This is a genomic window from Thermophilibacter sp. ZX-H3, assembly GCF_052599055.1.
On the sequence record NZ_JBQXES010000002.1, the window covers coordinates 101,006 to 114,451 of the forward strand.

Here is a 13,446-nt window from a genome sequence, read left to right on the forward strand (position 1 = left end):
CTCGTGAAAGGCTGACCATGACAAGATCAAGAAGCTGCACGCCCGTCCTTCTCGCCCTCGTGGCTGCCCTTGCGGTCTGCGCGCTCGTGCTGCTGCCCGGCTGCTCGCAGGGGGGGTTCCCGGCGGGGGAGGAGGCCGCCGAGGCCCAGGGCTCGGCCGACCAGGGGACTGAGGGCCAGGACGCCTCCTCCTCCGACCTCGACCCCGACGACCCCTATGCGACGGGCGTCCATCACGCCACCATCGAGGTCGAGGGCTACGGCACCATCGAGGTCGCCCTCAACGCCAACGTCGCGCCCATCACGGTCTCCAACTTCTGCCACCTGGCAGAGCAGGGCTTCTATGACGGCCTCACGTTCCACCGCATCATCGAGGGCTTCATGATCCAGGGCGGCGACCCGTCGGGCGACGGCACGGGCGGCTCCGACGAGACCATCAAGGGCGAGTTCTCGGCCAACGGGGTGGAGAACAACATCCCGCACGTCCGCGGCACCATCTCCATGGCGCGCTCGTCCGACTACGACTCGGCGAGCTCCCAGTTCTTCATCGTGCAGGACACCTCCGACTCGCTTGACGGGCAGTATGCCGCCTTCGGCAACGTGACCTCGGGCATGGAGGTGGTCGACGCCATCTGCGAGAACACGCCCGTGGAGGACTCCAACGGAACCGTCGCTCCCGAGAACCAGCCCAAGATTGCCAAGATCTCCATCGTCGACTAGGAACGTCGCTCCTGGGCGGCGGGCAGCGGGCAGATGATGGCCAACAGGGCCGCCTATCTGGCCAAAGCCCGCCGCCCCTTTTCTGTTTTCAGCTTCTTTCTAGACATAGCCCTCCGGTAAGGAGAGTGTAAAAAACTAACTAATCTACTGATATATACGGATTAATGCAATAGTATTTCCGCAAACGGTATAAAAAAGCATCTTTTCGTGCTATACTCCTAGGAACACGAAAGGAGCATGCACATGTATGCCGTTGGAGACTACATCGTTCATCCCGGTCAGGGCGTCTGTCAGGTGAAGGATGTGACGGAGAGTCCCAATGCGCTCTACCAGCTGCTGCCTGTCGGGCAGCGGCATCCCGTCCACATCAGCTTCCCCGTGGCGAGCGAGGCTCGCCTGCGCCCCGTGCTCACGCGCGACGAGGCGGAGAAGATCATCGACGACTATCCCCGCATGCAGCTCGATGACTTTGCCGCGCGCAGCATATCCCTCGAGGAGGAGCACTTCAGAAACGAGATTCGCACCGGCACGTGCCGTGACTCGGTGAGGATCGTGAAGACCTTCCGCGCGCGGATCGAGGATCTCTCGCAGCGCAACAAGAAGCCACCCGTGGCCTATGAGCGCATTCTCAAGCAGGCGGAGGAGCGCTCCCGCCTGGAGATGTCCGTGGCGCTCGGGTGCGCTCCCGAGGACGTCGCCGCGCTCTTCGAGCGGGGCTCGGGAGACGTCGCGGCGCAGAACTAGGCCGCCTCGCCGCGGCACGTTCTTCTCGCCGCGCGCCGCAGCGGAGCGTTTCCGTTTGCGGTCAACCTCATGTGTTCGCTGTGAGGCCTCATGAGTCGCTCCTACAATGAGGGGACGCAACGACGTCTCGAGGAGGACACATGACGACTGACAGCACCGCGGCCGACCAGACCGTCGGCGGGCGCGCCATCATCACCGTTCTTGGCAGCGACCGGCCGGGTATCGTCGCGGCCGTGGCGGGAGCGCTCTCCGAGCGCGAGGCGAACATCTTGGACATCTCCCAGACGATCCTTCAGGGGACCTTCACGATGACGATGCTCGTCAACCTTGCCGGCGCCGAGTTCTCGGAGCTCAAGTCGACCCTCGACGCCCTGGCGGAGCGTCTTGGCGTCCAGATCAACCTCCAGCGCGAGGAGGTCTTCAAGTTCATGTACCGCCTGTAACGGCAGCTGAGCCAGGGGCAGGCCCTCGTGGCCCCGGCTCGCGGATAGAGAGGTCTGCCCATGATTCGCATTCCCAAGGGGGCCGGCTGGCCCATCCTCACCCCGCGCGAGACGTCCGCCTTCGAGCATGTGGCGGACGTCTACCCCATGCCGTCCGTGGGCGTGGAGCTCACGCGTGACTCCGAGCGCCTGTATCACGGCTACGAGTCCGTGGACGTGGTCCCTGCCGAGCTCTACGAGAAGTATGACGTTAAGCGGGGCCTGCGCAACGCCGATGGGTCGGGAGTGCTCGTGGGCCTCACGACCATCTCCAACGTGCACGGCTACAACCGGACCGACCATGGCATCGAGCCCGACGACGGCGACCTGATCTATCGCGGCTACAGCGTGGGCGACCTCGTCGAGGCGGCGCAGCGCGAGGATCGCTTTGGCTACGAGGAGGTCGCGTACCTCCTGCTCACGGGCTCGCTGCCCACCCGTGCCGAGCTCGACGACTTCAGGGCGCGCATCGACTCGCGCAAGCAGCTCCCCGAGGGCTACCTGCACATCTTCCCGCGCGCCACGTACAGCCACAACGTCATGAACGTCCTGCAGCGCGCGACGCTGCTTCTCTACGCCTTCGACCCCAACCCGGACGACACCTCGCCCGAGCACGAGATTGACGTCGCGCTCTCGCTCCTCGGCCGCTGGCCGCGCACGGCCGCCGTCGCGCACGCCGCCCACGTGGCCGAGCAGAACGACGAGCGCCTCATGGTCCCGCCCATCCGCGAGGGCTACTCGATGGCCGAGACCGTGCTCGACGTCCTGCGCAGCGACGAGGGCTTCTCGCACGAGGAGGCCATGCTGCTCGACGTCATGCTCATCCTGCACGCCGAGCACGGCGGCGGCAACAACTCCACCTTCACCACGCGCGTGCTCTCGTCCTCGGGGACCGACGCCTACTCCGCCTATGCCGCCGCCATCGGCTCGCTCAAGGGCCCCAAGCACGGCGGGGCCAACTTCAAGGCCGGCGACATGATCGAGGACGTCGCCGCCCACGTGCGCGACTGGTCCAACGACGACGAGGTGGCGGACTACCTCGCCAAGATCCTGCGCAAGGAGGCCTTCGACGGCGCCGGCCTGCTCTATGGCCTCGGCCACGCGGTCTACACCAAGACCGACCCGCGCGCCGAGATCATCCGCGGCTACGCGCGCCGGCTCGCGGAGGAGAAGGGCCAGGTCGAGAAGCTCGACCTCATCGCCAGCATCGAGCGCCTGGGCCCCCAGGTCATGCGCGACGTCCGCGGCATCACCAAGCCCATCAGCACCAACATCGACATGTACACGGGCTTCGTCTACTCGATGCTCGGCGTCCCGCAGGACCTCTTCACGCCCATCTTCGCGATGGCGCGCCTTGCCGGCTGGGCCGCGCACCGCATGGAGGAGCTCTACGGGTCCAGCCGCATCATCCGCCCGGCCTACAACTCCGTCATGCCCAACTCAGGCGAGTACGTGCCGCTGAACGAGCGCGGATAGGTTCCGCTCGCTTCGCTCAGTATCAAAGCTGGCCGCGCGTTCCTGGCACTTTTATCCCCGTCAGAGGGGAGAAAAACGGCCAAGAGCGCGCGGCCAGCTTTGATGTGGCGAGAACTGCCGGCGGGCGGGGCATTTGGGCGGCCTCCGGGCGTGGTGCGGAGCGGGGCGCCGCCACGGCTCGCGCCCGCCCACAACATGGAGAAGGACCCCGGCGCCGTGGGAGGCCGGGGTCCTTCTCGTCAGCTCTTGGGGTGGCGCGGTCGCGCCGGGCGCCCTTACTTGGCGCTCTCGGGCTCGTCCTCTTCCTCGTCGAGGCGGAGCGGCTTGAAGGCTGCGGTGTCGCCGCCCACGAGGGCCTTCTCGGCCTCCTCCTGGGCCGCCTCGCGGTCCTCGCGCATCTGAACGGAGAAGATGTCCTCGTCCTCCTCGCTCTCGGCGGCGTCGGGCGCGAGGGCGGGCTGCTGGCCGGTCTGGCCGAGCTCGTCGCGCTCGATGCGGGTGAGCCGGTGCTGGCGCTTGGTCTTGGAGAAGAGCGGCACGTACTCGAAGATGAGGCTCGAGTTCTCGAGGCCGTACCAGCGGGCGGGAGAGCCGCAGAGGCCGCGGATGAAGTACTTGAGCTCGATGCAGCCGCGGTTGATGCCGGAGAGATCGGTCTCGGGCGAGAGGGTCTTGCGGATGAGGCAGAACTTGAAGTCGCCCACCACGCTCGGCTCGAGGTAGATCGAGTACTTGTGGTTCTGGGGCGCGAGCTGGCCGCGCTCCACGAGGTTGGCGACGATCTGGTAGAGGTAGGTGTTCACGCGCTGGTTGACCTTGAAGCCCAGGCGAAGCTGCACCTTGAAGAGGAAGTCGGTGCCAAAGTCGTCGACGATGTACTCGTGCGTGAAGGGCTCGTCGGTCACCTGGACGTTGAGGAAGTAGTAGGCGCGGGCGCGCTTGGGCTGCTTGTCCAGGATCGAGTAGAGAATGTCGCGGTCGAGCTTGTCGAAGGACGAGTCGTTGGTGAGGAAGACCAGGTTGTCGGCGAGCAGCGGGTACTCGCTGTCGTGGCTGAGGTCGAAGATCTGGTCGAGGTACTTGTTCACGGGCAGGTAGACCGTCTGGGTGCGCTCGATGGCGGTGCCGCGGCGCCACACGTACATGACGAGGAAGATCGCGGCGGCGATGATCACGGTCACGTAGCCGCCGTGGAAGAACTTCGTCAGGCTCGAGAAGAAGAACATGAACTCGATGGCGCCGAAGAAGATGGCAAACGGCACGGCGAGCGCCGGCTTGTGGCGGATGCGCGAGAGGTACGTGAAGAGCAGCACCGTGGTCATGAGCATCGTCACGGTGATGGCCAGGCCGTAGGCGGCCTCCATGTGCGCGGAGGTCTGGAAGAGCAGCACGACGCAGATGCAGGCGATCCACATGACGTTGTTGACCATGGGGATGTAGATCTGGCCCTTGGTCTCGGACGGGTAGTTGATGCGCATGTGCGGCATGAGGTCGAGGCGCACCGCCTCGGAGACGATGGAGAAGGACCCCGTGATGAGCGCCTGGGAGGCGATGATCGCCGCGAAGGTGGAGAGCACGATCGCAAAGACGCGGAAGTTCTCGGGGAGCATCTGGAAGAACGGGTTGAGGTCCTCGATGGCCGCGAGCTCGGCCGAGCCGTTGCTCGCGAGGATCCAGGCGCCCTGGCCCAGGTAGTTGAGGATGAGGCAGACCTTCACGAACGGCCAGCTGGCATAGATGTTGGGCTTGCCCACGTGGCCCATGTCGGAGTAAAGGGCCTCGGCGCCGGTGGTGCAGAGGAAGACGTTGCCGAGGACCATGACGCCGGCGGCGTTGAGGTTGCCGTCAAAGAGGAACGTAATGCCGCGCACCGGGTTGAGCGCGCGCAGCACGCCGAAGTTCTCGAAGATGTGCGGCAGGCCGGCGAGGGCGAGGAACAGGAACCACAGCGTCATGATCGGTCCGAAGGCCTTGCCGATCTTGGAGGTGCCCGCCTTCTGGAGGAAGAAGAGCACGCACAGGATGCAGATGACCACGGCGACCACGATCTGCTGGTTGTCGCCGATGATGTCGTAGAAGAAGTCGACGGTCCGCAGGCCCTCGATGGCGGTGGTGACGGTCACCGCCGGGGTGAGGATGCCGTCTGCCAGAAGCGCCGCGCCGCCGATCATGGCGGGGATGATGAGCCAGCGCCCGCAGCGCTTGACGAGACTGTAGAGCGCGAAGATGCCGCCCTCGTTGTGGTTGTCCGCCTTCATGGCCACGAGCACGTACTTGACCGTGGTGATGAGGGTGAGCGTCCAGATGATGAGGGAGAGCGCTCCGAGGACGACGTCCTCGGACATGGTGGCGAGTCCGCCGTTGCCGGAGATGATCGCCTTCAGGGTGTACATCGGGCTCGTGCCGATGTCGCCGTAGACGACGCCAAGGGTGACGAGCAGCATGCCGGCCGACAGGGGAATGCCGGCACCCTTTGTCCTCTGGCGGACCGCGACCGCGGTGTCGGAAGGACTGTGCTTTGCGTTCATGTGACTCCAAACTCGGGGCTAATGATTCGCGGCCTCTCGGCCGTCCCCATAGTGTAGCGCTTGCCGGCGGGGCTAGAATGTCCCCGTCGGTCTACGTTGAAGGAGATGAGGTCCATGGCGGAGGAGAAGAGCGGGGCCGTTGCCCCGGAGCAGTCGGCGGGCCAGGGCGCGGGTCCGGTGAGGGGCGTGTACGCGAGCGTCCCGGCGGATCGCGCGGCGGGCGTCCCCGAGCCCGCCTCGGCGCGGCTCACCTGGACGGACGGCGAGCGGAGCATCGACTATGAGGCCCGCGCCGCGCATCTTGACGTTCGAGACGACGCGGGCGTCCTTCTCGGGAGGATGTTCTCGGTCTCGTACGTGGCGGTGGACGGCGAGGGGCGCGCGGACGCCTCGCGCCCGGTGACCTTCGCGTACAACGGCGGGCCGGGCTCGAGCTCGGTGCCCATCAACCTGGGCGGCATCGGCCCGCGTCGCGTGGCAACGGACGGCGTCTCACACCTGCGCGCGGACGCCCCCATCGAGGACAACCCGCACACGCTGCTCGCCGAGTCCGACGTGGTGTTCCTGGACGCCCTCGGCACCGGGTGGTCGGTCCTCGCGGAGGACGCCGACCCCAAGAAGATCTTCTGCACGGACGGCGATGCCGACGCCTTCTCCCGCGCCATCTGCACGTGGCTCACGGAGAACGGCCGCTGGTCGAGCCCGCTCTACCTCTTCGGCGAGTCCTACGGCACCGTGCGCAACTCCGTCCTCATGCGCCTGCTCGGCGAGCGCGGCGTGCAGCTGACGGGCGTGGTCATGCTCTCGGCGGTCTTCAACATCGCCGGGCTCCTCAACCCGGGGGACGACCTCTACTACCTGGGCATGATGCCCACCTTCGCGGCCACCGCGCAGTTCTTCGGCAGGGCCGGCGCGGGCGTGGACGAGGACGAGTGGTTCTCCCGCGCCATGGACTTCGCCGAGAAGGAGCTCGCTCCGGCGCTCCTGCGCGGCGATCGCCTGGGCGAGGCCGAGGAGCGTGCCGTGGCCGAGCGGATGGCGGCGTTCATCGGCCTGAGCGCCGATCACATCCTCGCCCATCACCTGCGCATCGACCTGCTCGACTTCCGCACGCACCTGCTCGCGGACGAGGGTCGCGTCTGCGGCCGCCTCGACACGCGCTTCTCGAGCGACGCTCCCTCGCCGATGCAGTCCTATGACATGTGGCTCGCCGGCGAGGACCCCGCCGACGACGCCGTCGAGGGCGCCTGGGTGCGCGCGTTCCGCCGCCTCTGCGCGGACGACCTGGGCTACGCTGGCCCGGCGCGCTACCTCTCCAACAACTATGACAAGGTGAACGCCGGCTGGGACTGGGGTCACGAGGAGCCCGGTCTGGGCAGGGTCGCCACGCCCAACGTCTCGCTCGACATCGCGGTGGCCATGCGGCGCAACCCCACGCTCAAGCTCGCCATCCTCGGCGGCCGCTACGACGCGGCCACCACGTGGTGGAACGTCGTGCACGACATGAGCTGCCAGTTCCTCTCGCCCGCGCTCAAGAGCCGCGTGAGCTGGCACCTCTACGGGTGCGGCCACATGGCCTACGTCGACGAGCCCACGCTCGAGGCGATGGGCCGCGACCTGCACGAGTTCTACGAGAAGCGCTAGCCGGCGACCCCCGGCGGGCTTTTCGCCCGCCGGGCCGACGGCGGCTTCTGGCATCGGCCGTCAACGATGCCGCCCGAGGTTCTTCTCGCCCTGCGCATCAAATCTGGCCGCGGATTTCTGACACTTTCACGCCCGTTTTCGGACCGAAAAGTGCCAAAAACCCGCGGCCAGATTTGATATGGCGAGAAGGGCGGGGCGAGGAGGACGGGGCGAGAAGGACGGGGCGAGAAGGACGTCACTCCAGCCCATATGCCTCGATCGGCACGAGCTCGCTCGTCGGCCCCGTGGGAATGTCGATGAGCGGCTTGTGGTCGCGGGGCACGCCGAAGGTCTCCAACAGCCGGTTGAAGTAGGCGATGTCGGCCGCCTCCTCGGGCGAGAATCGTACGATGCGCGGGCGGTCGATGGTGATGCGCGACTCCCGACGCCGTTCCCGGCGCATTGCGACGGCGGGGGAGCCGCCGCTCATGAGCGGGTTCGCGTACTTCTCCCCGCCGTCAATCTCGCCGATGATGATTGTTCCGTCCGGGAGTGTCCAGCAGTAGTCGACGTAGTACGTCCTGCCTGGATTCATGGGGTCGTCGAAGGGGACCTGCAGGTCGGGCCTAGCGAACCCAAGCTCGAACATCGTTGCCCGCGCGATGGACTCCATCCCGTTCTCGGGCCGTGGGTCGGAGAACCGTGCCGTTCGGAGCGCCTGCCCGGCGCCATCGTACCCTCCGCGCATGTCCTGCACGTAGGCGCAGAGGGCATCGCCCGTGGTTAGCCCGAGGTGCAGTGCCGAATCGGCGATTGCCAGGCCTTCGCGAAACCCTAGGCGGCGCATGCAGTCGAACACGGTTCTAAGAAGCGGCGTCACCTGCGCCCCGAACGAGGTGACGGGGGTCTCTCCGCGTACGTATCGTCGCACGATGCCGCTCGTCTGCGTCCTTCTCCCTCCCGAGGTGCCCACGACCTCGATCTCTCTCTGAACTCCCCATGAGACCGAGAGGCCGTGCAGGACGGCGGCGGTCGTTCCACAGAACACCCAGTCAGGGTGCAGCTCCTGGAGACCGTGCGCGATGAAGATCGTTCGCATGGTCGGGCTGAGGCTGGACCACAGGTCGGCGCGGGCGTAGAGGCGAGGGAGGGGAGAGACGAGCTCCCCGTTCTGCACGCGCCGCTCAAGCAGCCGGTGCAGATGCCCGGGATACGACTCGAGGCACGCCCAGCGGCGCTCCGCCTCTCGGAGGAAGACGTCGACCTCTCGGTCTCCTCTTTTGCTCATATTACCTCCCACGTCAAAGGACATTATCTTGCATATTACTGGAGATATCCTATATATAAAAACTGGCCGCGGATTTCTGGCACTTTTCGGTCCGAAAAGGGGTGCGAAAGTGCCAGAATCCCGCGGCCAGATTTGATGTGCGTCGGGCGATGACGGCGCGGCGCGCCGTGGGTCGTGTGAAAATGGGCGGACATGATGGCGACGGGCGAGAGGTGACCCGATGGAGTTTGTTGCGACGTGCCCCAAGGGCTTCGAGCGGCTGCTGGCCGACGAGCTGATCGAGCTGGGGACCCCCCAGGTCCGCCCCCTGGCGGGCCAGGTGTCCTTTGGAGGCGAGCTCGTCGACGCGTATCGCGCCTGCCTGTGGTCGCGCCTTGCGTCGCGCGTGCTGCTCGTGCTCGCGCGCGTCGGGGCGCGTGACGCGGACGAGCTCTACGAGGGCGTGTCGTCCGTCGCATGGGAGGGCCATCTCGCGCCCGGGGCCACCTTCGCGGTGGATGCCCACGGGACCAACGCCGAGCTGAGAAACACCCAGTTCGTCGCCCTTCGCGCCAAGGACGCCATCGTCGACCGCGTGTTTGAGGCGACGGGCGCGCGCCCACTGACCGACACGGCCCGCCCGGACCTCACGGTCTCCGTCCGCCTGGGCGGGCAGCGGGCGACCATCTCCCTCGACCTTGCGGGCGAGCCGCTCTTCCGGCGTGGGTATGACTCCCGGACCGACGCGCGCGTGGCGCCCCTTCGCCCGGACTATGCCGCGGCCCTGCTTGCCGCCGGGGGCTGGGGACGTCGTTCCCGCCGCGGGGAGGCGAGGCTCGTCGCGCTCTGGCCGGGGCAGGGGAGCGTGCTCGCGGAGGCGGCGCAGGTGGCGCTCGACCGCGCGCCGGGCCTGCTTCGCGCCCGGTGGGGCTTCATGGGGTGGGCGGGGCATGACGCCGCCGCCTGGCAGGGCCTGCTCGCCGAGGCGGACGCCCGCGCGGAGCGGGGCGAGAAGAACGCGTGCTCGCTTCTGGCCTGCGATTCTCGCCCGGGCGCGGCGACGGCGTGCCGCCAGGCCCTCCGCGTTGCCGGTCTTCCCGTCGAGCCCACGTTCTGCTCGCCCTCCGAGGCGGCCTCGGGCGCGGGGGAGGCGCTCGTCGTCTGTGACCTCTCGTGGGTCGCGGACACGGCCCTTGCGACGGAGGCCTCGGCCCTCGCCGACCTCTCCGCGTTCGCGGGGCTTCCCGTCGTCACGCTCTCGCGCGGCGCCTCGGTCGACGCGGCGCTGCGCCGCGAGCCCGCGGCGGTGACGGAGGTGATCGTCGGGCGCGACCCGGCGAGCATCCGCGCCTTCGACGCCGCGGCCGAGGTCTCGGGCCCAGCCGAGGTGGAGCTTCCCGGCGGGGACCGCGTGCCCGTGCTCGTGCCCGCGTCGGAGCAGTTCGCGCGCCGCCTCGCGAAGGTCGCCCGGCTCCGGGCCCGGTGGGCACGGCGCGAGGACGTGACGTGCTATCGCGTCTACGATGCCGACCTGCCCGACTACGCCGTGGCGATCGAGCTCTACGAGGGCTCCGAGACGCCGGGGCGCTGGCTTCAGGTCTCGGAGTACGCGGCGCCGCGCGGCGTGGACCCCGAGCTCGCACATCGTCGCCTGCTCGACGTCCTCGCGATCGCGTCCCGCGCGCTCGGCGTGGCGCCGGAGGACGTGAGCGTCCGCGTGCGGACCCGCGCCCGCGGGGGGTCGCAGTATGCCGACGAGTCGCGCCCGTCCGGTCGCGGGCCTCGGCGGGACCGTTCTTCTCGCCGGGCGGGGCGCGTGGAGCTGCCGGCGGGCTCGCACCTCGTGGACGAGGGCGGGCTCACCTTCGAGGTCAACTTCGACGCCCGTCACGACTGCGGCATCTTCCTGGACCACCGCGAGACGCGCTCGCGCATCCGCGAGATGATGAAGGAGACCAAGGGCTCCAAGCGCTTCCTCAACCTCTTCGCCTACACGGGCACCGCGACCTGCTACGCGGCTGACGGCGGCGCCAAGCACACCACGACCGTGGACCTCTCGCGCCCCTCCCTTGACTGGGCGCGGCGCAACATGGCCCGCAACGGCTTCACGGGCCCCGAGCACGAGTTCGTGCAGGCGGACGTGCTCGCATGGGTGACGGAGCAGCGCCACACCAAGAACCGCTGGGACCTGATCTTCTGCGACGTGCCCACGTTCTCCAACTCGGCACGCATGCGGCGCGCGTCCTTCGACGTGCAGCGCGACCACGCGGAGCTCATCATCGGCGTGTCGCGCCTGCTCGTCCGCGGCGGCCGGGCGATTTTCTCGTGCAACCTGCGCAACTTCAGGCCGGACGCGGAGAAGCTCGAGCGCGCCGGCGTGAGGCTCACGGACATCACCGCGGAGACCATCCCCGAGGACTTCTCGCGCAACCGGAAGATCCATCACGCCTATCTCGTGGAGCGTGCGTAGGAGGCGGAGACGCCGGACCTTGGGGCGGGGCCGTCGGGCGGCATCAAATCTGGCCGCGGCATTTTGGCACTTTCGACCCCCTGGAAGGCCCTGAAACAGCCAAAAACGCGCGGAGAGATTTGATATGCCGCCCGCGCGCAGGGGGGGGGGGAGTCTTTCTGGCGAGAAGAGCCGGCGCCTCGCCGTCCCGTCCATCACCCCGACGGCTCCGTCCGCCGCCCGTCGGCGCCCGCCCGCGTAGAGCCTCCGCATCGCACCCGCGCGCGCGAGTAGAATCTACCTACACGTGTGGGTAAGGCGCGGGTCCTCCCGCGCCCCGATCGAAATTGGGGGAACACGCTATGGACGCTAGCATCGAGGCCACGGTCAAGGCCTGGCAGGACAACGTCACCGATCCCGACCTCGCGGCCGAGCTCGCCGATCTCGTCAAGGACGGCAACGAGGACAAGCTCTTCGACGCCTTCTATCGCGAGCTCGCCTTCGGCACGGCGGGCCTGCGCGGCACGCTCGGCGTCGGCACCAACCGCATGAACGTCTACGTGGTCGCGCAGGCCACCCAGGGCGTCGCCGACTACCTGAACGCCCACTACGAGAACCCCACGCTCGCCCTCGCGCGCGACTCGCGCAACAAGGGCGAGGACTTCCAGAAGGTCGCCGCCGGCGTCCTTGCCGCCAACGGCATCCACGTCTACGTGTACCCGCGCATCGAGCCCGTCCCCACGCTGTCCTTTGCGGTGCGCCACCTCGGCACCTCTGCGGGCATCGTGCTCACGGCCTCCCACAACCCGGCGCCCTACAACGGCTACAAGGTCTACAACGACAACGGCGGCCAGATCACCGACGAGGCCGCGGCGGAGATCTCGGCCAACATCGCCAAGGCCGACCCGTTCAACGTCAAGATCATGGACTTCGACGAGGGCCTCGAGAAGGGCCTGATCGAGTGGACGCCCGAGGAGGTCCTCGACGCCTTCATCGAGAACATCAAGAAGGTCTCCGTGCCGGGCTTCAAGGCCTCTGATGACTACTCCGTGGTCTACACCCCGCTCAACGGCACCGGCATGGAGCTCGTGACCCGCATCCTCAAGGAGATCGGCGTCGAGAAGGTCTCCGTGGTGCCCGAGCAGTCCCAGCCGGACGGCAACTTCCCCACCTGCACCTACCCCAACCCGGAGTTCCGCGAGGCCCTCGAGCTCGCCCTCAAGCTCGCCGAGGAGGTCAAGCCCAACCTCGTCGTTGCCACCGACCCCGATGCCGACCGCATGGGCACCGCCATCCCGCACGACGGCGACTACGTCCTGCTCTCGGGCAACGAGATGGGCGTCCTGCTCATGGACTGGCTCGCCACGATGGCGCGCGACCGCGGCGAGGACGTGGCCTCCAAGGTGGCCGTCTCCACGATCGTCTCCTCCTCGATGCCCGACGCCCTCGCGCGCGACTGGGGCTTTGAGATGAGGCGCGTGCTCACCGGCTTCAAGTACATTGGCGACCAGATCGACCAGCTCAAGGACGAGGGCGAGGAGGACCGCTTCCTCATGGGCTTCGAGGAGTCCTACGGCTACCTCGTGGGCACGCACGCCCGCGACAAGGACGCCATCGTCGCCACGATGCTCTGCGTCGAGATGGCCTCCTACTACGCCGAGAAGGGCATGGACCTCTACGAGGCCATGGACGCCCTCTACCAGAAGTACGGCTACTACCTCAACGGCACCGTCAACGCGTCCTTCCCGGGCGCGGCGGGCGCCGACAAGATGGCCGCCATCATGACCGGGCTGCGCGAGAACCCGCCCGCGGAGATCGCCGGCTACAAGGTCACCGGCATGACCGACTACGCCACCGGCCCCGAGATGCCGCGCGTCTCGGGTCTCCAGAAGGAGGCCGCGCAGGTGCTGCCGCCGGCCAACGTCATCGAGTTCCGCCTCGAGGACGACAACAAGGTCATCTTCCGTCCGTCCGGCACCGAGCCCAAGGTCAAGGCGTACCTCTTCTCCAAGGGCGCCACGCGCGAGGAGTCCGAGGCCGTGCGCGCCAAGCTCGAGGCCGCGTCCAAGGAGATCCTGTCGTAGGTCACTCTTAGCCGAAGGGGAGGCCCCGCCGACTTCCACGCAGGACTGCGCTTCGCGGAAGATCCTGCTTGGGA

At 67.6% G+C, this 13,446-nt stretch carries 9 protein-coding genes; 7 read left to right on the forward strand and 2 right to left on the reverse strand.

Annotated elements, in window-relative coordinates; genetic code table 11:
- Positions 1 to 17: 17 nt before the first annotated feature.
- The 4 genes from ACULPM_RS01315 to ACULPM_RS01330 all read left to right on the forward strand — a co-directional run bounded on the left by ACULPM_RS01315 (position 18) and on the right by ACULPM_RS01330 (position 3,421).
- Complete coding sequence (locus tag ACULPM_RS01315) at positions 18 to 719, forward strand: peptidylprolyl isomerase (RefSeq protein ID WP_445330746.1); 702 nt, start codon at positions 18 to 20, stop codon at positions 717 to 719.
- Positions 720 to 962: 243 nt separating this feature from the next.
- Positions 963 to 1,463: a CarD family transcriptional regulator gene (locus ACULPM_RS01320; RefSeq protein ID WP_445330747.1), complete on the forward strand. Its 501-nt coding sequence runs from the start codon at positions 963 to 965 to the stop codon at positions 1,461 to 1,463.
- A 140-nt stretch (positions 1,464 to 1,603) separates the two neighbouring features.
- On the forward strand, positions 1,604 to 1,906 hold the full coding sequence (locus ACULPM_RS01325; protein ID WP_445330748.1) for an ACT domain-containing protein: 303 nt from the start codon (positions 1,604 to 1,606) through the stop codon (positions 1,904 to 1,906).
- A gap of 60 nt (positions 1,907 to 1,966) precedes the next feature.
- Entirely contained in the window at positions 1,967 to 3,421 is a 1,455-nt protein-coding gene (locus ACULPM_RS01330; RefSeq protein ID WP_445330749.1) for a citrate synthase, read from the forward strand.
- Between the two features lie 275 nt (positions 3,422 to 3,696).
- Here the strand turns inward: ACULPM_RS01330 and ACULPM_RS01335 are convergent, their stop codons facing one another.
- A complete protein-coding gene (locus tag ACULPM_RS01335) occupies positions 3,697 to 5,949 on the reverse strand; it encodes a KUP/HAK/KT family potassium transporter (protein WP_445330750.1) in 2,253 nt (750 codons plus the stop codon).
- A gap of 114 nt (positions 5,950 to 6,063) precedes the next feature.
- Here ACULPM_RS01335 and ACULPM_RS01340 point away from each other — a divergent pair, with 114 nt between their 5' ends.
- Positions 6,064 to 7,593: a S10 family peptidase gene (locus ACULPM_RS01340; RefSeq protein ID WP_167930937.1), complete on the forward strand. Its 1,530-nt coding sequence runs from the start codon at positions 6,064 to 6,066 to the stop codon at positions 7,591 to 7,593.
- Between the two features lie 235 nt (positions 7,594 to 7,828).
- Here the strand turns inward: ACULPM_RS01340 and ACULPM_RS01345 are convergent, their stop codons facing one another.
- Positions 7,829 to 8,860: a hypothetical protein gene (locus ACULPM_RS01345; protein ID WP_445330751.1), complete on the reverse strand. Its 1,032-nt coding sequence runs from the start codon at positions 8,858 to 8,860 to the stop codon at positions 7,829 to 7,831.
- Positions 8,861 to 9,080: 220 nt separating this feature from the next.
- On the opposite strand from ACULPM_RS01345, the gene ACULPM_RS01350 reads away from it, so the two are divergent.
- Positions 9,081 to 11,309 carry a THUMP domain-containing protein gene (locus tag ACULPM_RS01350; protein ID WP_445330752.1) on the forward strand — a complete coding sequence of 743 codons (2,229 nt, stop codon included), beginning with the start codon at positions 9,081 to 9,083 and terminating at the stop codon, positions 11,307 to 11,309.
- A 341-nt stretch (positions 11,310 to 11,650) separates the two neighbouring features.
- The gene (locus ACULPM_RS01355) at positions 11,651 to 13,372 is read left to right on the forward strand and encodes a phospho-sugar mutase (RefSeq protein WP_445330753.1); all 1,722 of its coding nucleotides are present in this window, start codon (positions 11,651 to 11,653) and stop codon (positions 13,370 to 13,372) included.
- Positions 13,373 to 13,446 lie beyond the last annotated feature (74 nt).